This window comes from Streptococcus pseudopneumoniae, assembly GCF_001068775.1.
In the GTDB taxonomy this organism is placed as follows: Bacteria; Bacillota; Bacilli; order Lactobacillales; family Streptococcaceae; genus Streptococcus; species Streptococcus pseudopneumoniae_N.
Genome location: NZ_JWAJ01000081.1, coordinates 12,740 through 37,035, shown reverse-complemented (window position 1 = coordinate 37,035; position 24,296 = coordinate 12,740). Strand labels below are relative to the sequence as shown.

Sequence of the window (24,296 nt, the reverse complement as noted above, 5' to 3'; positions counted from 1 at the left end):
TCATCCTTTCAAAGATATATATTGCTTATAACGATAGTGCAGGAAAATCCAGCGAAAACCATTATCCAAAAGCGTTCCTGCCCAAATACCAGGCAAGCCCCAACCAAGAACAATTCCCATCAGATACCCTGTTCCGATACGGATACACCACATTCCGATACTTGTCGCATAAAAGGGGAGGCGTGCATTTCCCAAACCCTGCCAGACAGCTGTATAAATGACTGTTCCCGTCGTCATAGGAGTCCCTAGTAGAGAGAACAGCGTCACCATAACACTGGCTTCAATAGCCACAGGATCACTAGTATAGAGGTGACTTAGGGGCGTTCCTAGAGCATAGATACTGAGTGTTAAGGGCAACATAAGAAAGAGGGAAAGCCAAAAAGTTTGCTTACTTAAGTTGTCTACCCTTGCCCAATCATCTTCTCCAACTGCTCGAGCCACCTGCATGACTGTTGCTGTAGCGACACCAAAGGCTGGCATATAGTTAAACTGAGTCAAGACTTCACCGATTGCATTTCCTGCGACTGCCTCCGTCCCAAAGGAAACAACCAAGGCAATAATGACCACATCTCCAGCTCGCATCATGAGACGTTCTCCCGCTGCAGGTAAAGCCAAAGTCAGCAGGTCTTTGTCCAGGCCAAACCTTGGTCTCGTATATGGAAGTTTTAGTTGTGACCACAAGATCACAACCCCAACCAAACGAGATAGGATGGTCCCCCAGGCTACACCAGCTATCCCCATATCAAGAACAAAAATAGCGATACTTGAGAACACAATATTCAAGGCATTGGATAAAAGACTCACATAAAGTGGAAGGCGCGGATTATGGGTGGCGCGAATCAAGGCTCCTAGACTAGTCATCAAGCCCAAGAGGACGATTGTCCCGCCGACCAAAGCTAGGTATAGTCCACCACTCTCAGCTACAGACGCTTCTGTTCCTAAAAGGCCGATCATCTCTCGTCCTGCAAAGATGGATAAGACCCCTAAAACTAAACTCAGTAGTAGGGTAATCTTAAGTGCTTCTGTCACATGATAAGCTAGTCTAGATTGATCTTTCTGTCCCAAACTTTTGGAAATGACACTGGAAATAGCCGCTCCCAAAGCAATAAAAATCGCTTGGTAAATGGTGATAATATTGCCCGCTACAGACACACCCGAAATTGCGATTAAGCCCAGATGTGCCACCAGATAGCTATCGACCATCCCCATGAGCATCTGCAAGAAATTTTCACCCATGGCTGGCAGAGCTATGTTGAGAATATCTTTATTTTTCTTAAACAATCCTTCCTCCTGATGAAAAGAAACTCAGTTAGTTTCCCAACCGAGTTTACTTCCTCTCTTTTAAAGTCCTAGATAAGTTTCTACTGCAGTCTGCATATCTGCCGCTGCAACAGTTGTCTTGTGACGAACTGGAGCTGTTTCGAGGCCATCAACTGCTGGTGGCACTGCTACTCCTGAAATTTCATGTAGTTGAGCCAAGGCTTCAAAATCGCTCAAACCTGATTGCCCAGTTACAGCTTCTACTGCAACCACTGGGAATTTATAAGGACTAGCTGTTGAAGCAATCACGGTCTTAGCCACATCGCCTGTCGCTGCTTGGTATTTTTTATAAACAGCTGAGGCAACCGCTGTATGTGGATCCTCAATGTAGGCATCTGTTTGATAAACACGCTTGATTTCTGCTGCTGTTTCCGCTTCAGTCGCATACTCTGCTGCAAAAAGGTCAAGAATCTCTGCATCAAAATCTGTCAATTCATACTGACCTTGGTTATTCAAAGCATTCATGAGTTCAGCTGTCTTAACCGCATCATTACCCAAAAGGTGGAAAATCAAGCGCTCCAAGTTTGAAGACACTAAGATATCCATAGATGGGCTAGTGGTCACTTTAAACTCACGCTTCTTGTCATAAACACGAGTCTTGAAGAAGTCTGTCAAAACATTGTTGTCATTTGAAGCACAGATTAATTTACCAACTGGCAAACCAATTTGTTTAGCATAAAAGGCAGCCAAGATATTTCCAAAGTTTCCTGTCGGTACGGTGAAGTTAACCTTATCACCTGCATTAATTTCGCCTGTTTTAACAAGCTGAGCGTAGGCATACACATAATAGACAATCTGTGGTACCAAACGACCGATATTCATAGAGTTAGCTGATGAAAACTGGAGCTTGTTGGCTGCTAATTTTTCACGAAGCTCCACATCGTTGAACATGTGTTTCACGTTTGTCTGAGCATCGTCAAAGTTTCCATCAATAGCGATAACATGGGTGTTTTCGCCAGTTTGCGTGGTCATTTGCAACTCTTGCACTTTGCTGACACCGTCTTTTGGATAAAAGACGATAATTTCAGTTCCAGGAACATCTGCAAAACCTGCCATGGCAGCTTTACCAGTATCTCCAGACGTCGCTGTCAAGATGACAATCTTGTTTTCCAAGCCATGTTTCTTGGCAGCTGTCGTCATAAAGTATGGCAAGATAGACAAGGCCATATCCTTGAAGGCAATGGTTGAACCGTGGAAAAGTTCCAAGTTGTATTGGCCATCTAGTTTCACAAGAGGAGCAATGACTGGCGTATCAAACTTGCTGTCATAGGCGTTGGAGATACAGTAGTCCAACTCTTCTGCTGTAAAGTCATCCAAGAAAGCTGACAAGACAAGCTTAGCTACTTCTTGGTAAGAAGCGTCTTTTAATGTTTCAAAATCCAAATCAACCTTTGGATAGCTAACTGGAGTAAATAAGCCCCCATCTGTTGCCAAACCTTGCAAAATCGCTTGGCTGGCTGTTACGGTATTGTTCGCATCACGCGTTGATTGATAAACTAATGTCATAAATCTCTATCCTTTATCTATAGTCTTATTCATTATAACATGATTTTTCAGAAAATTCTTCCTTTATAGGAAAATTATAGGTCTAATTCTTCTTTCAAAGGCACTAAATAAGTCATTTCACTCTGACCTCTCATCTCAAGTCCTTGCTCTGCTATAGCTAGCAAGTCTTTGGAGAACTGGACAATCCCAGCTGTTTCTTCATCTGTGAGGTGTTTCTTAGAAAATTGTCTTCTCAAAGACTTGTAGTCACGACCAAATCTCTCAAAGAAAGGAGCTGTTTCTAGGTAAGCTTCAAGCTTGTCAAGATTCACCAACAAGCCTAAATGAAAGGCTGCCGAAGCAAAGGTTCGGTCTAGCGGTTGTGTACAAACACTACGAAATTCAACAGTCCCTCGTGTTGTCAAGTCTTGAAACTGGTAGCTTCGATGACTCGAAAAATCTTTTTCCTCTGGAACTATACTAACTTCTTTCCTATTAATCCCAAAAGCCCTAATCTGACTTGTAGACAGATAATCTTTCGCTCGAATCGGAGAAAAATAGTAGGTTTCCCCATCTCGTTCTGCTGTAAAAATCGCAGAGTGGTCTAGATAATCAAAAAAATCATCCTCATCTTTGAAGAGTCTGGCATTGACACCAACATTCTCTGGATAAATCCCATGCATGGAGTCTTCCCAAAAGATATCTCGTGAAATCTGGGTGTCCCAGTCTGCTCCAGAAAACTGAGAATTGGCAAACAAGTAGGCTTTGGCTGCCTCAAGCTGAGTGAATGCATTAATGACACGTAGGTAGTTAGCAGTCGATACATCCAACTGAACTTGACTACCACAGATAAAGGCTCCATATTGTGGAAAATCATGCAAAGAAACGGACTCCTGATTGTTGCCCATCTTCAGATAGTCCATTAACATCTGGTATCGTGGATAAGCGACAGGTCTATTATCATTGCTATCCCAGTTTGGGTGAATCCCCCAACCCTGGATAGCATGATTCTTTTCGCCTAGCTTTTCTTGGATTACCTTCATATAAGTCTCAAAACGGCCTTCGATCTCTTGGATATTCCGAGCTCGACCAAAGGCAAACTCAAGTGTTGTGTAGGAAACCTCAAACAAAATACGATCTTGACTCACCGGTTCTACAAGCTGAATCGGATTTCCATCCTGGTCCTCCTTTTCAACTTTCAGACTGAGAGCATCAACCAAAAAATGCATCAAGTCCTTGCTGACTTCAATATCTGTAGGTTGGCCTTTCTTATGAACGATCGGAAACTCCAACTCAATACCGATGTAGAGATCTGGATTTTCTTTGATATTCTTTAAATAGCGGTCTTTTAATAACTGAACTGAAGGGGACATACATACCTCTCATTCTAACTTCTCATACTAGAAAACAAATTACTCTCTATTATACCAAAAAGTCCTAGAGAAGGACCTTAGAAAATCTGTTTGCAAGCTCGCTCCCTAGATTTAAGACCAAATAACTTCCTCATTATATGAAATTTTATGATAAGACGTCAGATGTCATTGTTCAATTTTCACAGTCTCATCAACCGGTTAAGCGATTACATATGTTTTTGCATCAAATCCCTTGTATTATATTAAATATAGTGATATAATTCACATATAGACAAAAAAGAGGGCAGTTCAAATTCGACTTCACTTGAAAGCTTTTCAAGCCAAGCCCCTTTTCCTCTGCACCTCAACGACTAATCAAGGAGGATAGCTATGAAAGCTGTTGTTGTAAATCCAGAAAGCACTGGTGTTGCTATTGAAGAAAAAGTGCTCCGTCCGCTCGAAACTGGGGAAGCTCTTGTAGAAGTTGAGTACTGTGGTGTCTGCCACACTGACCTCCACGTTGCACATGGTGACTTTGGTAAAGTTCCAGGACGCGTTCTCGGTCACGAAGGTATCGGTATCGTCAAAGAAGTTGCTCCTGATGTTAAAAGCCTCAAAGTTGGCGACCGTGTCAGCGTAGCTTGGTTCTTTGAAGGCTGTGGTATGTGTGAATACTGTACAACTGGACGCGAAACTCTTTGCCGTTCCGTAAAAAATGCAGGATACTCAGTAGATGGTGGTATGGCAGAACAATGTATCGTAACTGCAGATTATGCCGTTAAGGTTCCAGAAGGTCTCGATCCAGCCCAAGCTTCTTCTATCACTTGTGCCGGTGTTACCACATACAAGGCTATCAAAGAAGCAAAAGTTGAGCCAGGTCAATGGGTTATCCTCTATGGTGCTGGAGGTCTTGGTAACTTGGCTGTTCAATACGCTAAAAAAGTGTTCAACGCTCACGTTATCGCAGTAGATATTAACAACGATAAACTTGCCCTAGCTAAAGAAGTTGGTGCAGATATCGTGATTAACGGTCTTGAAGTCGAAGATGTCCCAGGCCTTATCAAAGAAAAGACAAACGGTGGTGCTCACTCAGCTGTCGTAACAGCTGTATCAAAAGTTGCCTTTAACCAAGCAGTTGACTCTGTTCGTGCAGGCGGTCGTGTAATAGCTGTCGGTCTCCCATCTGAAATGATGGATCTTAGCATCGTCAAAACAGTTCTTGACGGTATCCAAGTCATCGGTTCTCTCGTTGGAACACGTAAAGATTTGGAAGAAGCCTTCCAATTTGGTGCTGAAGGTCTGGTTGTACCAATCGTTCAAAAACGCCCTGTCGAAGATGCCATTGCTGTCTTTGATGAAATGGCTGCTGGAACCATCCAAGGTCGTATGGTTCTAGACTTTACTCATTAAGATAAATAATAAATGCCAAAACGAGGTAGGGACAGAAAATCCCACCTCGTTTTTTTAGCAATAATACTCTTCGAAAATCAAATTCAAACCACGTCAGCTTCGCCTTACCGTACTCAAGTACAGCTTGCGGCTAGCTTCCTAGTTTGCTCTTTGATTTTCATTGAGTATAACATTTTGATACGACAACTAATTGGACTTGGGGCATTTTTTAGACGCCCAAGAGCACTAGTGAAGAAAACGTCATTTTTCTAGACAAATTCTACAAACAGCGGATTGTTGAAACATCAGGGACCGGGACTAGAAAGTCGTGAGTTAATTCATTGACCTCTGCCCACCCATTTTTTATATTAAATTTTTTTACCATTTTATAGACGATTTCACAAAAAAGTTTATATATCAATATCTGTAAAGATAGAGCTTTGGGATTTTTTTCACTCTTTATTATAATTAGTTGCTTTTTTTCTGAAAACGATTTATACTTAAGGAGTCTTAAAGTTTTCTTAAACTAAGAGTCAAACATTTTATAAGGAGGAATGACAATAATGAGTATCGGAATCATTATTGCGAGCCACGGTGAATTTGCCGCGGGTATTCATCAGTCAGGATCTATGATCTTTGGTGAACAAGAAAAGGTTCAAGTTGTAACCTTTATGCCAAACGAAGGTCCAGATGATTTATACGCCAAGTTCAACAATGCTGTGGCTGCATTTGACGCAGAAGATGAGGTTCTAGTCTTGGCTGACCTTTGGAGTGGGTCTCCATTTAACCAAGCTAGCCGCGTAATGGGAGAAAACCCTGAGCGTAAATTTGCCATCATCACAGGACTTAACTTACCGATGTTAATCCAAGCATATACAGAGCGCCTCATGGACGCTAATGCCGGAGTGGCTAAAGTTGCTGCGAACATCATTAAAGAAGCCAAAGATGGCATCAAGGCTCTTCCAGAAGAACTAAATCCAGCTGAGGAAGTTGCTACTGCTGCAACTGCTCCAGTTGCCCAAGCCGCTATTCCAGAAGGAACAGTTATCGGAGACGGTAAATTGAAAATCAATCTTGCACGTCTTGACACTCGTCTCCTTCACGGACAAGTAGCAACTGCTTGGACACCAGATTCAAAAGCTAACCGTATCATCGTTGCTTCAGATAACGTTGCTAAAGATGACCTTCGTAAAGAATTGATCAAACAAGCAGCTCCAAACGGAGTGAAGGCTAACGTTGTTCCAATCCAAAAATTGATTGAAGTTGCAAAAGACCCTCGTTTTGGTGAAACACACGCCCTTATCTTATTTGAAACACCTCAAGATGCACTTCGTGCTATCGAAGGCGGTGTGCCAATCAAGACTCTTAACGTTGGATCAATGGCTCACTCAACCGGTAAAACAATGGTCAACAACGTATTGTCAATGGACAAAGAAGACGTTGCTACATTTGAAAAAATGCGTGACCTTGGTGTTGAATTTGACGTACGTAAAGTACCAAACGACACTAAAAAAGATTTGTTTGACTTGATTAGCAAAGCTAACGTTCAATAATTTACATTAAATAGAAAAGGAATAAAACCATGTCAGATATTTCAATCATTTCTGCTATCTTGGTTGTAGTTGTTGCCTTCTTCGCAGGTCTTGAAGGTATCCTCGACCAATTCCAATTTCATCAACCAATCGTCGCATGTACCCTCATCGGTCTTGTAACTGGTAACCTCGAAGCAGGGGTTATGCTTGGTGGATCACTTCAAATGATCGCTCTTGGTTGGGCAAACATCGGAGCTGCCGTAGCTCCTGACGCGGCTCTTGCCTCTGTTGCAGCTGCAATCATCATGATTAAGGGTGGTAACTTTACTACTGAAGGTATCGCAGTCGCAACTGCAACTGCAATCCCTCTTGCCGTAGCTGGACTTTTCTTGACTATGATCGTTCGTACAATCTCAGTTGGTTTGGTTCATACTGCAGATGCTGCTGCTAAAGAAGGAAACATTGCAGCTGTTGAACGCGCTCACTACTTTGCCCTTGCTCTTCAAGGTCTACGTATTGCTATCCCAGCTGCACTCTTGCTTGCAATGCCAACTGAAGCCGTTCAAAGCGTATTGAACCTTATGCCAGAATGGCTTAAAGGTGGTATGGCTGTCGGTGGTGCTATGGTTGTTGCCGTTGGTTACGCTTTGGTTATCAACATGATGGCTACTCGTGAAGTATGGCCATTCTTCGCAATCGGTTTTGCTCTTGCAGCAATCTCTCAATTGACTTTGATTGCCCTTGGTGTCATCGGTGTTGCCCTTGCCTTCATCTACCTCAACCTTTCTAAACAAGGTGGAAACGGTGGTGGAGGAGCTGCAACTTCTAACGATCCAATCGGTGATATCCTAGAAGACTACTAGAAAGGGGAACAATCATGGCTGAAAAAATTCAATTATCAAAATCAGATCGACAAAAAGTTTGGTGGCGTTCACAATTCCTTCAAGGTTCTTGGAACTACGAACGTATGCAAAACTTGGGTTGGGCTTACTCTTTGATCCCAGCTATCAAGAAACTTTACACTAAAAAAGAAGACCAAGCTGCTGCTCTTGAGCGCCATCTTGAGTTCTTCAACACTCACCCATACGTAGCTGCTCCAATCATGGGGGTTACTCTTGCACTTGAAGAAGAACGCGCAAATGGTACTGATATCGATGACGCTGCTATCCAAGGTGTTAAGATCGGTATGATGGGGCCTCTTGCTGGTATCGGTGACCCAGTTTTCTGGTTTACAGTACGTCCGATCCTTGGTGCCCTTGGTGCATCACTTGCTGCAACTGGTAATATCGTTGGACCACTTCTCTTCTTCTTTGGATGGAATGCAATCCGTATGTCTTTCCTATGGTATACACAAGAGTTTGGTTACAAGGCTGGATCTGAAATCACTAAAGACATGTCAGGTGGTATCTTGAAAGACATCACTAAAGGAGCTTCAATCCTTGGTATGTTCATCCTTGCCGTTCTGGTACAACGTTGGGTATCCATCAACTTCACTATCAACCTTCCAGGTAAACAATTGTCAGAAGGTGCCTACATCGTCTTCCCAGAAGGTCCTGTTACAGGTGGAGAATTGAAGGGTATTCTTGGTCAAGCACTTAGCGGATTGAGCTTGGATAGCGTTCAACCTCAAAGCCTTCAAGCTCAGTTGAACTCATTGATTCCAGGATTGATGGGACTTCTCCTTACTTTCCTTTGCATGTGGTTGCTTAAGAAAAAAGTATCTCCAATCACAATCATCCTTGCCCTCTTTGCAGTTGGTATCGCAGCTCGTTTCTTCGGTATTATGTAATCTAGGTGAGAATATACAAACAAAAAAAGAATCAGGTTTATCACCTGATTCTTTTGGCTCTTTGTCAAATAGTGTTGATGAAGAACCTAATGAAAAAAGAATCCAACAAAAATTGGACTACCTGTCTCCGGTTGGATACCGAAGACGGTAGCCCTAGGGTGTTTTTATTAAATTCTCACTTTTTGGGGTCAGTCCCTAAGCCTGATAGTAATTTTTTGTTCATACTATTCCCCTTTAGTCATTTACTACTTTAAGTTGCATTGCTTTAGCTACTTCTTCTGCCTTTGATCCCTTAGGTGTATGGATTTCTACATCTGGGTTACAGTTATCCACAAAATAGAAGTATTCTGTAATTTCTGTTACACTTGCTGGAATTGTAATAGATTTAATTGATGATGTCCCCCAGAATACTAATGTTCCAATACTCTTTGTTCCTTCTGGGAATACAACTGATTCTAATGAACTGTCAGAGTTGAAAACATCATCTTCTACTGTTTCTATTGACTTACCAAAGTGGACATACTTTAACTTATTGTCAATCGTAAACGCACCTTTTCCAATATATCGTACTGTATCTGGTAAAACGATTGCCTCACAATGTTTCAAGTTCGCAAGACCACGTTCTCCAATTGCGATAACAGGTTTACCTTTAATTTCCTTTGGTACACGAACAACCTTATCGTCAGAAGTACAACTATAGATGACATAACCTTCTTCCTATAAATATACGCATGTTAATATATTAATATCTTTAAGGATTTATAACTATAGTTCCTTAATTTTCCCAGTAAAAAAACGAAAGGCACCACAAGTTATTTATGTGTTTTCTTTAAACGATTCATGTACTTCTGTCGCAACTTCTCACCCGCCTTTAATTGCGGTTGCGATAGATTGAGGACCTAAATATGCATCCCCTGTTATTAGTTCATTTCTATTGTATTCTGATGTTGACCGAAAGTCAAATTTTTACCTTTCATCTAGAACACTAAAGTCTACTTTTGTTCAATTGCTGCAACGACAAGGTCACATGGAATAATATGTTCACTACCTGCCACTTCATGCGTTGATCTTCTTCCACTTTCATCTGATTCACCAAGTTCCATTGTAATAACCTTTACACCAGTTACTTTCCCACTCTCATCACGCAATACTTCTTTAATATTCTCTAAGAAATGGAATGTAACACCTTCATTGTGTGCATCTTTGATTTGTAGTGTAGCTTCTAGTATATTGTTCATATGGTCATCATTCTTTTGTTTTAGGTTTCAGCGCTTTTAATATAATGGATGTTGGCCTTTTTGTATACACTAAAATAGGGTTGGTGGAAAATTTCCATCAACCCTAAAAATTATAGAACCACACAAAACCCTGACCAGAGATGGCCAGGGTTTTGTATTTCAAAAATTATTCTGTAAATTCTATAGTTACTTTTACTTCAGAATCCATTGAAGAAAATATTGTTTTATAATAATTGATTGCAGATTCTTTAATTTCACTCTTAAATTTATCTAAATACTCTGCTTGTTTATCACTAGAAAGTTGGTTAGCGACCAATTTCCCAGTATCAATATCTTCTGTAGTTCCACTTAATAACTCTCCATGACTATCATATAAATCATAAGGATTATCTTTTGAAAGTTCAACACCAATTACTTCCAATTTTGGAACAATAACCTTATATTCTTTTTCGCTTATTTGTTCAACCTTTACACTACTTTTAATTCCAAATTTAGCTTTATAATTTAAAATTACTAATGCTGCTTTTTTAGAGAACGGCACATCAAACCCAAAAACTTGAGTTGTTTTTGTTTCAGAAATAATTTCATTAATTCCCGCATTCAAAAATACAACTTCATTCACTTTTTCAATACTTTCGATATTAATTGACGATTTGACTTCTGATTTATGTTCCTTAGGTAAGAAAAATAGCACTCCAATAGCTATAATAGCTATTAATACCACATTCAATAGTACACTAAACATATTAACTTTCTTCTTTAATATAGACAAGATAAAAAAACCTCACTTTAAATAATCTATCTAAATTTTACACATTCTAAAGAAAATAGTCAATATTTTTTCGTACTATCTTCTAAAATTAATTGTGCCTATTAAAAATGAAATTAGTTTGTTGCATTTGATTATATTTTTTGAACACCAAATCCATTTAAAATTGAGTGCTATTTTGAGCACTAAAAAAGGGCTCTTTGTCAAATAGTGTTGATGAAGAAATTTAGGAAGGGATTAAGCAACTAATTGTTGCTTAATTCCTTTTTGTTTTGGGCCAAACATTTTTGTTATTAAAATAATCCTATTTCTAAAATGGTAATAGTTTCTAAAGCCGTAGGCATTTCTTTTAAGCACTTTTATTTTATTGTTTATTCCTTCAATAGGGCCATTTGTTCTAGTTGGATACTCACAAGTATTTTGAATATATGACAAGTAAGTCATAAGAGTCTTTAATACTCTTTTTAAACCAGGAGATAGGTCTAATTGCGTAGCTGCTTCAATCGTTTCCTTGAATTCTATATAATCTCTATCCTGTATACATTCACGAAGTGAATGTACAACCTCATAATCATTTTTAAGAGATGGATTTTTTTCTAAGATATAATCTACGATTCCTTTACTTGTTATGAAGCTTTCAAAAAGCTTATAACGATTATATTTATAGTTCTGAAGTTCATTAGAGTTCTTTAAAATTAACTTCCAATAATGTTTTAACTTTCGATATAATTTAGAGTCTTTATAGCGATGCTTATTCATGACACGTACCCGAGTTCGATTTAATTCTCTATTTAAGGCTTGTACGATATGAAAAGGATCAATGATAATTTTAGCGTTAGGAAACATTTCTTTTATTAATTGAATGTACGGTAAGTACATGTCGATGGAGATAGTTTTTACCTTTAATCTAGTCTTAGGCTCAAAACGATGAAAATACTTTTTCAAGCTGTAAGATTTTCTATCTCGTACAACATCGACCAGCTTGTGTGTAGTGCTATCACAAATAATGAAGCTCATATTACTATCGGAAGATTTGACGGATTTAAATTCATCAAAACACAAATGCTCAGGTAAATCGTGTAATGGTTTAATCTTTAGTAAACGTGTTGTATCATCTATGATACGTCTTACCGTATGAACTGAAACATTTGTTTCTTTTGCGATATAGGTTTCAGATACTGTTTCACTTATTTTTGATTTAATTTCGTTTTTTAAGCGTTTAGAGATATGACAGTGTTTTTCTACGATTCGACTAGTGTCTGAGGTAAATGAAGAGCCGCATTCTCTACAGAGAAATCTCTGCTTGCGTAGATTTAAGTAGGCCGCTAGGCCTGAAACAGAACAGAGAGTGATACGAGATGTTTTCGTGCCGTTTTTAACGATATTATTATTTCGGCTAACACACCCACAAACGGTACAAAATTCTGGTTTATGCGTATAAGTAGCTGCATAAAATAAAGATTTTCTCTTTTTAAATATCTTCTCTTGAACTTTATTATCCCAAATAATGTTTTTATCTTTGATTTGTAGTGTAGCTTCTAGTATATTGTTCATATGGTCATCATCCTTTTGTTTTAGGTTTCAGCGCTTTTAATATAATGGATGTTGGCCTTTTTGTATACACTAAAATAGGGTTGGTGGAAAATTTCCATCAACCCTAAAAATTATAGAACCGTTCTTTTTATATCTCATTTATTCAGCCAAGGCACCCATTGGATCCCATGGTGCAAGGACGATTGGTTCTGCTTCATAGGCAGCTTGTTCTTCTGCTGTTAGTAATTCTTTACGAACAACGATTTGGTAAGTGTATTCGTCCATCCAGGCATCTGAGGCAACAAAGTAACCATCTGTCCCAACCTTGTCTCCCCAAGAGTTTTCAACTTTCCACTTGATTGATTTACCATTTTCATCCAAATCAACACCTGTCAAGACCATGGCGTGAGTCATCAAGCTTTCGCTGTAGTCCAAACGTCCTGCCTTGTCTTGAGTGAGTTGAATGTCCATGCTTGATTCAAAGTCATAGACATCTGTCGCAAGGATTCCGGCTTTACGGTTGCTGAGCTGGCCAACATCTGAACCAAACCAAACAGTTTCTCCTGTCTGCATTTGGGCAATCGCCAATTCTTTCAAGCGTTCCATCGGTACGTTAATGTAACGAACTGCACGGCTACCAACCACATTTCCCAACATCTCAACTGTATAAGATTTACCGTAAGGTTTATCAGCAGTTGGAGCATTGATCACAGAAACATAGTCTTCTAGTGGAAGGTCAACGTATTTCTTGTAAAATTCTTGTGGAGTGATGCCTTTTTCGCTTTGGTAGTTGTTGTCCTTATCACGATAAGCAAAGTCAAATTTACGTGGTGGAAGACCTAGTGACATAGCAAGGAAGTTAAAGATTTCTTGCAAGAGGTCTTCTTTCTTAGCTTGAACAGTCGCTTGGTCTGCACCAGAAGCGAGCAAGTCACGCAAGATTTGAGCATCTTGACGAAGCAATTTGTTAAGAATTGCATTGAGCTCACGGCTGTTGCTAGATGAAACTGACTCAGGATAAACAGACTTGGGAACGACACCGTATTTCTCAAAGAGGGAAACCACCATATCCCACTGTCCACCGTCTTGTTGAGGGGTTTGAAGTAGGAAGCTAACCTTGCGGCTTGTCAATTCTTGGTCTGCAGTCGCAATGACTTGCTCCAAGAACCAGTTTGATTTTTCATACTTGTCCCAGAAGAAGGTGTGGGCTTGTGACAATTCAAAGTTTTCAAGTTTGTATTGAGAGATGAGTTTGTGACGGAAAGTGTTGAGGGCCGCAAACATCCAGCAACGACCAGAAGCCTTCTGGTTAGTGACCTTGTCCTTTGTCAAATCAAGTGAGAAAACAGGTGTGTTATCTACATGGCTTTGACGACGCTCAAGGGCTGAAAAAATTCCATTGTGGCTGGCAGCATTTTCGATAGCTTGGTATTTGACATTTGCTTCATAATTAGCAAATAATTTATCTGTAAATGATTCTTGAATCGCGTTCATAAAATCCTCCTTTTATTCTACAGTCTATTATAACTCTTTTCACAAAGGAAGCAACCAAAAACTGAAAAAGGAAAGGATATTTTCCTCACCTTTTTCAAAGATTACACAGTTTACCCAACACTTTCGAGCAAGTTTTCTAATTCCTCTGTGGTCAAGCGACGCCATTCCCCACGTTTCAGATTTTCATCCAAGGTCAAAGTTCCCATGGTCAGACGTTGCAAGTCCACCACTTCCTTGCCACAGTATGCTACCATCCGTTTCACTTGGTGAAATTTTCCTTCTGCGATGGTCACCCGAACCAGACTTTGATTTTCTTCCTTATCAAGAGACACAAGCTCCAGCTTAGCAGGCTGACAGGTAAAGTCCTTGAGCGGAATCCCTTGTTCAAATGCTTTAATGTCTTCATCCGTCATGATTCCCTTGACCTGTGCCAGATAAGTCTTATCCACATGACGTTTAGGAGAAAGAAGAGCATAAGCCAACTGGCCATCATTGGTCAAAAGCAAGAGTCCATGCGTATCGATATCCAAACGCCCCACCGGGAAAACTTCCTTGGCACGTGCATAGTCATCCAAGAAATCCAAGACAGTCTTATGTTTAGGATCTTCAGTTGCTGAAATAACACCCTGGGGCTTGTTCATCATATAGTAAACAAACTCCTCGTAGTCTAGCTTTTGCCCGTCAAAACAAATCTCGTCTGTCTCTTCATTGATTTGTAGCTTGGCAGATTTTTCCTTTTTACCATTGACCATCACGCGCCCAGCCTTTAGAAAGTTTTTGACCTCCGTCCGGCTTCCTACTGCACATGCAACTAAATATTTATCTAATCTCATAGCACTATTATACCATGAACAAGCTTAATCTTATACTCTTCGAAAATCAAATTCAAACCACGTCATCGTCTCCTTGCCGTACTCAAGTACAGCCTGCGGCTAGATTCCTAGTTTGCTCTTTGATTTTCATTGAGTATTAATACAAAAATAAGCCGCCTGATTGGGCGACTTGATTTTTTATAGGGAGATTATTATGAAAAATTTTTAGGAGTTAAAGTTAAGTTCTTCTTAACTTATGCTTATAGTATAAGCTAGATTCCTAAAAGTTTTCTTAAAATTTTCTCCTCAAACTTAAATTTCTTTAAATCTTCACTGTCAAAATCAAACGTTCTAGCAATACAGATAAAGATTAGTTAAAAGTTAAAACCATAAAGAGAAGCAACAACACAAATAGTGATAAGCTAACAAGCAAGGTTAAGACTTTAACAAGCGTATTGCTTTGCCAATAGCTTGGCTTTCCGATATTACTAGTAGCATCCATAGAAAAAATTTGAGTTTGTCTTGGTTGAATGGTCACAAGGATGATTAAGGCAATAGCTAAAATAATGGTTAAAATTATCAATAATTCAGTCATTTAACTACCTCAAAAGTCCTATTAAAGTAAACAGTAAACCAATCAAAATGATGAGTCCAATCAAAAAAGAAAATGTCTTACTAATTTTTTCACCACGTGTAGATTTTTCTTTTTTGATGGGTTGTTGTTTCATCTCTTCCATGCGACCTTCAACATCCTGATAGAATAGATCTTTTTTAGTCATGGCTTTCTCCTAAAATGGTTTCCATCCGCTCCTGATACATAATTGGATCTACATAATTGGCATGGTACCCTTGGTCTCCAAGAGCTCGTCCCATTTCTTTGACATGAGAAAGAGCTAACTCAATGGTATGAATCATCTCGTTAACTGCTTCCTTAGCAAAAATATGATTTGGAGCTGTATAACGACGATTATGGGCTGTTTCCTCAAAAGCTAGGACCAGTTGGTTGTGTTCAAAAGCCTGTCGAACAGCCTGAAGCAGTTCATTCCCATAGTTGATATCCAGGTAGATATCTGATAACTGATAAAGCTCCTGAATCTTTTGGGGACTGGCATTCTGATAGAGCACAACATTGGGATAGCGGAGCATGTCCAGTAACTTGGATGACATCTCTGTCACTGCTGCGATTCGGAAAGTAACCCTTGGTAAACTCTCCACCAGTTTTTCGATTTGCTCTAGTTGGTCCGAATTGGTCACAATCAAGACATCAGGACGAACAAAATTATCGCGATTAAAGTGGTAATGATAGCCTAAATGACTAAACTTATGATGGAATTTTTCATCTGTCAATTGCAGAGCACGTTCATAGGTTGCATAATCTGGAATGACAATAGTCTTAGCTCGAAGCTGGTCATTCTCCAAGATCAGTTGCATATTTCCTGGTATATCATTATGCAATGGTTCTTGCCAAACTAGGATATCCTGACCTGATTTTTCTGGGAAATGGAAGGAAGTCAAAAACGATGTAGATAGGGTATTAAAGAGAAGGTGGTCTAGATTCACTTTCAAACCTTGTAAGAAGTCTATGATAAAGGCCACTCGACCAGAAAAATGGCGCAAACCTTGCCCTTCCAAGGTCAAGAGAATATCACCTGTGATATGGTTTTCCAAAATAACTTCTTTTTGATCTACATTCCGATAGGAAGTCATAATAGCTTGACCAGAAGCATCAAAGGTAGTCTTAGCAAAGCAAGCTCCGAAACGATTATAGTGATCTACTTGAAAGATCCGACCTGCTGGTGTTTTCCATTCGACTTTTTTCACCAAACGAGCCTGTAAGCCATCTGCAAAATGAATCACTCCTCGTTCTTGATTGAGATCATTGATGGTCCCAAATTGATTATTACCAGCAATCTCCCAAAAATCTGGTACAGGAACTTGATTAAAATATAAGGGTTTACCGCTGTCATACCCCAAATAATAGGTGAAGGGAGAGACAACGCCATCTGGTAAAAATCCATCTGGTTCAATAACCACAGCCAAATCAGACAGTCCTGCTTCAGTCAGACTATAGTGCAAATCTTGGCTTTCTTGATTATATACATCAAATAACTGAATCATCCACTACCTCCTTGATTGTATTTTCCCATTTGTTCAAAATCTCTTGAGTCAAGAATTTCTCAGCAATCTGGTAAGATTTTTCTCTCATGCCTTCCAAATGATTCTCCAAATACAGTTGGCAGATTTTTTCTGCATAAGCTTTCTTGATTTCATCTTCGACATGGTCAGATGAGCTTGGAATCAAGTAACCATTTTCACCATCTTCGATGAAGGTTTGATTTCCATAAGGAACATCAAAACCAATCAATGGCAGGCCTGATCCAATTGCTTCCATGAGTGTCAACCCAAAGCCTTCACTGGTAGAAGCGGTTAGATAAACTTCATACTGTGAATAGATTTGGGAAAGTTCTGCATGGCCCTTGAGTTTAATATACTCTTCTGCCTGACCTGCAGCGATAATCTCATGAAGACGTCCTTCTTCGCCACCACTACCGTAGATATCAAAGGTTAATTCTGGCAATTCCTTATGAGCTTCAATCACAGCCTTGACAAGCCAATCAATATGTTTTTCCTTGGCTAGACGCGAAGCTGTAATGAGAGAAAATGGTTTACGACTCTTTTGTGGTTTTGTTAATTGGTCAACACTTCCAACTGGAATGGTCACAATCTTAGGAGCGTGCGAGGTATAGTGAGCAAACTGTTGCTCTAGAACTTCCTTTTGACGATCCGTTGAAACGATAAAGAGATCGACCTTATCTGCATTGGTAAACTGGTAGTCATAATAGTTGTTCCAAAGGATATAATCATCATTGGTCGCATTTTCACTATAGTGCTCAGCGTGAACGACAACAGCAAGGTGAGCTGCACGCGCTTCTTCAAAGACCACCTGACCAATCCCTGTTTCACGGTCTAAAATCACTAGATCTGATTTACTTAACCCAAGTGTCTGCATGAAATAACGGATCAAGGCAGGCTTCCCGTATAAGATTCGATCCTTAAAACGGTAGACTTCCTCGGTCCCTTGATTCATGAACATCTCATAAGCTGGAGTCCCATCTTCATTGTAGAAGGTTCTTTGGTAGAGTGTCGCTACATTATCTTTAGGAGCAAAATACTCTGTGCAGTAGCGTGTATATGAGAAGTAATCCTTGCGGATCAATTTACCAGCATACACATACTCCACATGTTGGACAAAATCTTTTTCCTCATCTACCAAATAACAAGTGATAAACTTGTCTTCATCTGAGAAGAAGATTCGTTCAATTCTCCCATTTCTTTCACGACGGCTTTCTACACCTTCAAAGTAAGCCAAAACATCATCTACCGTCACACTGGTCGGTGCAATCTTGATGTCTGTGAAATGAGTGTAGAGCCAGATAACCTGATCATCATCAAAACCGATATTTGCGGTTAGGTGCTGGATATTATCTCCCAAAATCATATCTGTAAAGATAAACTTCGACAGCAGATTCAGGCTGCGGAAAATTCCCGCACGATAAGCCTGGGCATATTCAACACCACTGCTGGCCCAACCAATTCCTAAATTTATATTGTAAATTGTCATATTGTCCCCTTTTTATGGAAAATAAGCCATAATTTCCCCATCAGGTGAAATGTCTACTCGACTCAATAAAAGATTTCGAACCATATCCTTCTTGACTTGCCTTTTCATTTCTTCGAATCCATGATAGGCTTCTTGGTAATACTCGACAATAGGATTCTTTTGAGCAGCTGACTGCCCACCAATCGCTAGACTCAGTTGTTGCAGGTAGTCCACCTGTTCTACCCAGTTATCATCTATGGCCTTTAACAAGGCTAAACGCTGAAAATCTGAAAAGAAGTCATGAGTTTCCAGAAGCGTTCGTTTCTCTTGTAGACTTTTTTGGATGGTTGTCTCTAAAACTCGTCTAATGGCTTCCTTATCTGTCATATCCAACTCGCGAGGAACTGCATGATAAAGAAAACTGATATTTTTAACGATAAAATGATAGAGTTCCTCTCTACTTTCAAATACTTCTTCTGACAAGCTTTTTTTTATGAATTCATCTAGTACATCCACAACAAAACCATCTAGATCCTCGGTACCATCAATCAAACGGTTTCTTTGACTATAAACCATCTCTCTTTGGATATTCATACTCTCAGCATACTCTAAGGTTTGCCTTCTTGATGATCTAGCAGCGCTATCGCTTGCCTTCTGCGCTTTTTCTACTAATTTTCGATAGCGTCTTCCTTCTAAAAGTTCTGGGCTTATCTGTTTATTTACGGTATAGTCCTTATACATCTTATGGACCCAAGAAGGTCCATACTTCTTGATCACATCATCTTCCAGTGAGACAAAAAATTTCGACAAGCCAGGATCTCCCTGTCGACCAGAACGTCCTCTAATCTGTAAGTCAATACGTTTACTATCCATCCGTTCTGTACCAATGACAACTAGACCACCCAGTTCAGCAACTCCTGGACCAAGCTTAATATCAGTCCCACGACCAGCCATAGAAGTCGCAACTGTCACGGCTCCCATACGACCTGACTCTGCAATCATCTGAGCTTCACGCGCTGCATTATGGGCATTTAAAACGTTATGAGCAATTCCTTCACGTAATAATAGAGAGGAGTAGAGTTCCGACATTTCTACTGATCCAACAAAAATCAATAAAGGATTACCTTTTTCATGATAATATTTAATCTCAGCAAGCGATGCATACACTTTCTCAGGTAGGGTAACATAGAGATTGTCTGGATAATCAATTCGCTGATTCGGACGATTTGTAGGAATTCGAATGACTGACATCCCATAAGTTTCTAAAAACTCTTTCTCTGCAACTTTTCCTGTCCCAGTCATCCCAGAGATTTTTTTAAACTTCTTAAATAAGCTTTGGTAGGTAATGGAGGCCATCGCCCGTGTTTCTTCAGACAAGGGAACATGCTCTTTTGCCTCAATAGCTTGGTGTAAACCACCCTGTAATTTGGTCATTTCTAATAAACGACCTGTACTTTGATCTAGCAGCACTAGCTCTTCGTCTTTCTCGCCCTTACGAATAATATAATCTTTATCCCTTTTAAACATGGTATGAGCTCGTAAAGCAAAGGTCAGATGTCTTGCTAGTACTCCATGTTCTTCAGAATAGAGGTTATCAATACCTAAAAAACTCTCCGCAGTTCTGGCACCCTTAGTAGTGAGCCAGACTTCTTTTTTCTCTTCTTTAAAAATATAATCTTGGCCCTCAACTAGAGTTGTCATCAAGGTGTCAATAATTCCATAAAAATTGGATTGAACCCTAGGCGAACCTGAAATGACCAAGGGAGTTTGAGCACTATCCAGCAAGACTGAATCTACCTCATCTACGATAACAAAGTTAAATTCGGGCATGTACTTTTTATCTTCACTAGAGGCTAGATTATCAATCAAGTAGTCAAAACCAAGACCACTATTGGTAGTATAAACAATATCCGCACTATAAATTTCCCGCTTATCTTCAGGCGTTAACTCTTCATCATCGTCTTCAGAAAAGGGAATGCGAATGGTCAAACCTAAAAACTCATAGACTTGTCCCATCTCCTCTGCATCACGCTTGGCAAGATAGTCGTTGGTTGTCACCAGCATAACACCTTGCCCTGATAAAGCATTGAGATAGACTGGCATCGTAGCGGTCAAGGTTTTACCTTCACCAGTATTCATTTCCGAAACATTCCCTTGGTGGATAACAATCCCACCCATGACCTGTACATCATAGGGAAACATCCCTAAGATTCGTTTATCAGCCTCTCTGACAACTGCAAAAGCTTCCACTAAAAGATCGTCTAAGCTTTCTCCAGCAGCAATTCTATCTTTAAATTCTTGAGTTTTACCTGCTAATTCATTATCTGTTAGCGAGGCCATCTCTTCTTTTTTTAGATTGATTTGATGCAAGATTTTGTTCACCTTGCTCAATTGTCTATTCTTGTTCCACATCTTGCTCAGAATCGTCCTCTTCTATTGAAAATGAATGAAAGTCAACTGCTTGAAATCCTGCACTCAACAGCTGTACTCTGTAATGATAGGCTTCTTCTGGATAAGTAAAGGTGAAATCCAAGTCTTTTTCAATCACTTGACCAACCTGCTTATCATAACGATCCATAAAGATGAGCCTAAAGTATAAACCATTTTGAGGTTGCACAGTCATCCGACTAGACAAACGGTAACGATATCCCCTTTTTAAAAGAGGTAAGGTTGGGGTTAAGCGATTTCCTTGAAAGTTAAAACTTGAAGTCCACTCATGAATCATAGTACCAGAATTCACCATAGCATTTTCCAGATAAACATGATCTCTTGAATGATAGAGGACAATAGAACCATACAAAAATGTATTTTGCCTCATATCACCTAAACTGGCTCCCTTAAATTCTCCCCAATATATTTCTTTATTCCGTTTGATCATCATTAAAACTTTCTCCCAAAATCCTGCTCTAAAATCATCTTATAAAAATTCTTGAGCCAAATTATAGTCGTATCATTATCATCGTTATGGCGGCCTGAGGTCCCCTTGACCATAATACGAGCTCCCGTATGATAAAGGGCAGCTACTAAGTCATCATAGGCACGTGGATCATAGTCTTCCTCTTTCATATAAGAGAGGCCAAAGATTGTTTGACTAAAATCTGCCTGTTTAAAAGGGGTCCAAAAACGATCATCTAAGGCTCTCATAGCATCTAAGCTAGCATCTCCCTTAGAATGATGGCGTAAGATATCAAAGGCGGTTGGGAAAAGTCCAGGTGCCTCAAGTCTGCCTCTCTCTGCTATCAAGCCCAAATTTGTCAAGGGTTTTGAAACAATCACAGCTTTAGGTTCAAAGAAAGAGCTGTAATACATAGCACCATAGGTCCCCATGGATATACCCGAAAGGATAAGTTCCTTATTTGAGAATCCTAACAAATCCAGATGTTCTCGAATGACATTTCGAACGCCATTCTCAAGATAGTCATCACCCAAGTAAAAAGCTCCTCCATCAATTCGAGGATCTTGAAAGAGAAGGAAAGGCGCTCCAAAGGATCTTATCATTCCAAAACCCTCAAATCCTTCGGCTCGACGATAACCAGAGAAGTAGATATTCAATGGAGGTTTAAAGTCTCCTGGATAGAAAAAGTAATTGATCTCCTCACGCTTGTCATTATGGATGATGCCTCCACCAAGAACATATTTACCAAACTGGTAGCGCGTTAAACGCTGGTGAAGAGCTCCTATTTTCAAATGTCCTGCTCCTCTAGCTTCTAAAGAAACACTGATAAATGAAGAAAAATCATCATCCAGTACCAAGGCTGACTGCATATCTTCAACTGTGAAAACTCGCTCTTTGACAAAATTAGCAGTAGATCCATCTTGAATATTTCGAACGATCAGGCGAATATCACAAGTCCAATCTTTCTCATATTCGAGCCAGAGTTCAACTGGGTTAAATTCGCTAGCTCGGATATTATACTTCCAGCTGATTAAGGGGCGGAAGTCGTCGCCGTACTTTCCTAGGAGTTCTAGATTTTCATAACCGTTATATCGAACCTTCCCCGTAAAAGCAGGATTGACAATCATATCAATTGAAACTAACTTATCCCCATACTGCCCTCTAAACAGGGCCTTAGATAGGAGTCTCAAAAGTTCTGCTGGATTTGAAAAATCTGTTGCTTGAGCGCAAGTTTTTTTCAAAAAATCTTGAACATCTTTTGATTGAGGCTCAGCTGTATCAGGGTAGAAAATCGTATAAGGAGTGATCTTTCTCATCAACGGAATCAAATCCGATAAGTGCTCAGGATTTTCAACCAAAACAGCTGAAAAAGTTCTTAAGCCTTCCATTTTCATGACCTTCTTTATGGCAGTCGTTGATCTCGGCCAAAAGAAGTGCCACTCCATATTTTCAGGAAGCTCATAGTCATGGCTCCAGTTTCTGCTACCTATCTGCAAAATCTGTAATTTATTGCTCACTTTTTGCCTCCTCTAACCATTTTTCCCACTTATCTACAAATTGATCACCTGTATTTTGTCGAATCTTATCAATTGAGTAAATCAAGGCTTGATTCCAATGTTTCAGGGTATCTAAAAAGTAGTGCCCAGCTTTACTAAACTCTGATAAATCTGATAGAATATAACCATTTTGTAAGTGAGACACATATTCTGACTCTTGTAAGTTGATTTGAGGAATTCCTGCACTAATCCCTGCAATCTGTGTGTAAATATTAGCGACTGGATTCAAATCAACAATTAAACGAGTATATTCTAACTCCCGAATTAAGCCCATCTCATCATTTAGATTGATAATCTTAAAGCGATAATCATCTCTGGTATTTTCCTCTAATGTATTTTCCGCATCAGATACCACAGTATCCTTTAACAGATCCCTTGGGTTAAGACGTTCCATAATCAGCGAATCGAGTTGCTTCTGCAAAGCTTCTATTTGATAACCTTCTGCATTAAATACTGAAAAAACAACCTCGGTCAAGGGATTTTCCGAAACAAAATGCAAAATTTCATACAAGACTTCTGGATCTTGTTGCATCTGTATATCCAATTGGACATAAATTTTTGATTCCTTTAATCGTTGACTAAGTCCCAGCTTCAAGCGCGTATCAAAAGATGGTAAATGGTGCATTTTAGAAGCAAATTGTGGATAAACCTCTTGTAATCGCTCAAGAAAATCTTTCCGATCACTAATCAAAAATCTAGACTGTTCTACTAGCTGACGATGCTCCTGCAAATCATCTGCTTGATTTCTTTCAATAAAGAAACTTATAATTTTTGGAGCTTCTTTTGGTAATTTTTTTAACAATTGATCTTGAAACTTGGTATTAGCTGCCAAAACAAATGAATCTCCAACTTGATAGTCTTGATTTAAAAATGTTGTTAAGAATTCCCAAATGACTTCATCTATACTGTCATAAACTAATTTTCCAAAACGATAGCTTACTGCTGGATTGATCTTTACAATTGGCTCTTCTCCCTGCAAATTTTCCCTCAGTTGCCACTGTCCTTTTGCATTGTAATAATAACGAGTAGCTGGTCTTTGATCCCTATACTCTACAAGACTTGATAAAAAGCCTCGATCATCAAAATAGCAAATAAAATCAACTTGGTCATCCTTAAAATACGTGATGTAGCTGATAAAGCCTTCTGAACCATATTCAATATGAGCATAGAGTTCCCCTTGTTGCTTAACTACAACTACAAACGGAGTATAGATAAAGTCACAGTCTTCATCCCATGTCAAGTCTTTTAACTGTAAGGGATGCATCTCCTCAGCTTCAATATTTTGAATAGCATCAAAAACGGAGAAAACATCCGACTCCAACAAATCTTGTCTGTGTAACAAGTAGCGTAGATGAGGATGATAAGTCAACCATAGCATCTTAGATTCTAATTCTTGACGTTTAAAAATCCGAATTTGGTGTAATATATCATCAAATTCTAGGCGATAAGGAGTCCTATACCAAGGCACAATATTGGCTTGCCAAGATGGATTGTTGCGCTCCAAAAAAGGAATGAAATAATACATAGCTT

21 protein-coding genes are annotated in these 24,296 nt (G+C 39.5%); 4 read left to right on the top strand and 17 right to left on the bottom strand.

Annotated features, from left to right (window positions below; translation table 11 throughout):
* From ADF68_RS03765 to ADF68_RS03755, 3 genes are all read right to left on the bottom strand, one after another.
* Positions 1–1,281, bottom strand: a complete 1,281-nt coding sequence (locus ADF68_RS03765; RefSeq protein WP_049548695.1) for an MATE family efflux transporter — start codon at positions 1,279–1,281, stop codon at positions 1–3.
* 60 nt (positions 1,282–1,341) lie between these two features.
* Positions 1,342–2,826 carry a threonine synthase gene (thrC, locus tag ADF68_RS03760; protein WP_049548694.1) on the bottom strand — a complete coding sequence of 495 codons (1,485 nt, stop codon included), beginning with the start codon at positions 2,824–2,826 and terminating at the stop codon, positions 1,342–1,344.
* Positions 2,827–2,900: 74 nt separating this feature from the next.
* Positions 2,901–4,178, bottom strand: a complete 1,278-nt coding sequence (locus tag ADF68_RS03755; RefSeq protein ID WP_049548693.1) for a glutamyl-tRNA synthetase — start codon at positions 4,176–4,178, stop codon at positions 2,901–2,903.
* 369 nt (positions 4,179–4,547) lie between these two features.
* Between ADF68_RS03755 and adhP the strand changes: the two genes are divergently transcribed.
* The 4 genes from adhP to ADF68_RS03735 all read left to right on the top strand — a co-directional run bounded on the left by adhP (position 4,548) and on the right by ADF68_RS03735 (position 8,867).
* Complete coding sequence (adhP, locus tag ADF68_RS03750; protein ID WP_049548692.1) at positions 4,548–5,567, top strand: alcohol dehydrogenase AdhP; 1,020 nt, start codon at positions 4,548–4,550, stop codon at positions 5,565–5,567.
* A 542-nt stretch (positions 5,568–6,109) separates the two neighbouring features.
* Entirely contained in the window at positions 6,110–7,099 is a 990-nt protein-coding gene (locus ADF68_RS03745; protein WP_049548691.1) for a PTS sugar transporter subunit IIB, read from the top strand.
* A gap of 29 nt (positions 7,100–7,128) precedes the next feature.
* Positions 7,129–7,941 carry a PTS mannose/fructose/sorbose transporter subunit IIC gene (locus ADF68_RS03740; protein WP_049548690.1) on the top strand — a complete coding sequence of 271 codons (813 nt, stop codon included), beginning with the start codon at positions 7,129–7,131 and terminating at the stop codon, positions 7,939–7,941.
* 14 nt (positions 7,942–7,955) lie between these two features.
* Entirely contained in the window at positions 7,956–8,867 is a 912-nt protein-coding gene (locus ADF68_RS03735; protein WP_049548689.1) for a PTS system mannose/fructose/sorbose family transporter subunit IID, read from the top strand.
* 234 nt (positions 8,868–9,101) lie between these two features.
* On the opposite strand, the gene ADF68_RS03730 is transcribed toward ADF68_RS03735, so the two are convergent.
* The 14 genes from ADF68_RS03730 to asp1 form a co-directional block, all read right to left on the bottom strand.
* Positions 9,102–9,497 carry a leucine-rich repeat domain-containing protein gene (locus ADF68_RS03730; protein ID WP_075230488.1) on the bottom strand — a complete coding sequence of 132 codons (396 nt, stop codon included), beginning with the start codon at positions 9,495–9,497 and terminating at the stop codon, positions 9,102–9,104.
* 362 nt (positions 9,498–9,859) lie between these two features.
* Positions 9,860–10,105 carry a hypothetical protein gene (locus tag ADF68_RS03725; protein ID WP_004238875.1) on the bottom strand — a complete coding sequence of 82 codons (246 nt, stop codon included), beginning with the start codon at positions 10,103–10,105 and terminating at the stop codon, positions 9,860–9,862.
* A gap of 166 nt (positions 10,106–10,271) precedes the next feature.
* Positions 10,272–10,850, bottom strand: coding sequence for a DUF4230 domain-containing protein (locus ADF68_RS03720; RefSeq protein ID WP_000493216.1), 579 nt, complete (start codon positions 10,848–10,850; stop codon positions 10,272–10,274).
* 261 nt (positions 10,851–11,111) lie between these two features.
* Positions 11,112–12,428 (bottom strand): ISL3 family transposase, encoded by a 1,317-nt coding sequence (locus tag ADF68_RS03715; protein WP_049548688.1) that lies wholly within the window; start codon positions 12,426–12,428, stop codon positions 11,112–11,114.
* A gap of 138 nt (positions 12,429–12,566) precedes the next feature.
* Positions 12,567–13,901: an aminopeptidase C gene (gene pepC / locus ADF68_RS03710; protein WP_049548687.1), complete on the bottom strand. Its 1,335-nt coding sequence runs from the start codon at positions 13,899–13,901 to the stop codon at positions 12,567–12,569.
* A gap of 110 nt (positions 13,902–14,011) precedes the next feature.
* A complete protein-coding gene (locus ADF68_RS03700; RefSeq protein WP_049548686.1) occupies positions 14,012–14,734 on the bottom strand; it encodes a pseudouridine synthase in 723 nt (240 codons plus the stop codon).
* A gap of 349 nt (positions 14,735–15,083) precedes the next feature.
* Positions 15,084–15,308 (bottom strand): accessory Sec system protein Asp5, encoded by a 225-nt coding sequence (gene asp5 / locus ADF68_RS03695; RefSeq protein WP_049548685.1) that lies wholly within the window; start codon positions 15,306–15,308, stop codon positions 15,084–15,086.
* Positions 15,309–15,312: 4 nt separating this feature from the next.
* Complete coding sequence (asp4, locus tag ADF68_RS03690; RefSeq protein WP_000161926.1) at positions 15,313–15,492, bottom strand: accessory Sec system protein Asp4; 180 nt, start codon at positions 15,490–15,492, stop codon at positions 15,313–15,315.
* A complete protein-coding gene (gene gtfB, locus ADF68_RS03685; protein ID WP_049548684.1) occupies positions 15,485–16,831 on the bottom strand; it encodes an accessory Sec system glycosylation chaperone GtfB in 1,347 nt (448 codons plus the stop codon). The genes asp4 and gtfB overlap by 8 nt, the downstream gene beginning before the upstream one ends.
* Positions 16,815–18,335: an accessory Sec system glycosyltransferase GtfA gene (gene gtfA, locus ADF68_RS03680; protein WP_049548683.1), complete on the bottom strand. Its 1,521-nt coding sequence runs from the start codon at positions 18,333–18,335 to the stop codon at positions 16,815–16,817. The genes gtfB and gtfA overlap by 17 nt, the downstream gene beginning before the upstream one ends.
* A gap of 12 nt (positions 18,336–18,347) precedes the next feature.
* On the bottom strand, positions 18,348–20,726 hold the full coding sequence (gene secA2 / locus ADF68_RS03675) for an accessory Sec system translocase SecA2 (RefSeq protein WP_049548682.1): 2,379 nt from the start codon (positions 20,724–20,726) through the stop codon (positions 18,348–18,350).
* Positions 20,710–21,195, bottom strand: coding sequence for an accessory Sec system protein Asp3 (gene asp3, locus ADF68_RS03670; RefSeq protein ID WP_049548681.1), 486 nt, complete (start codon positions 21,193–21,195; stop codon positions 20,710–20,712). The genes secA2 and asp3 overlap by 17 nt, the downstream gene beginning before the upstream one ends.
* Positions 21,195–22,727 carry an accessory Sec system protein Asp2 gene (gene asp2, locus ADF68_RS03665; RefSeq protein ID WP_049548680.1) on the bottom strand — a complete coding sequence of 511 codons (1,533 nt, stop codon included), beginning with the start codon at positions 22,725–22,727 and terminating at the stop codon, positions 21,195–21,197. Before asp2 ends, asp3 begins: the two co-directional genes overlap by 1 nt.
* Entirely contained in the window at positions 22,717–24,291 is a 1,575-nt protein-coding gene (gene asp1 / locus ADF68_RS03660; protein ID WP_049548679.1) for an accessory Sec system protein Asp1, read from the bottom strand. Before asp1 ends, asp2 begins: the two co-directional genes overlap by 11 nt.
* Between the last annotated feature and the right edge of the window lie 5 nt (positions 24,292–24,296).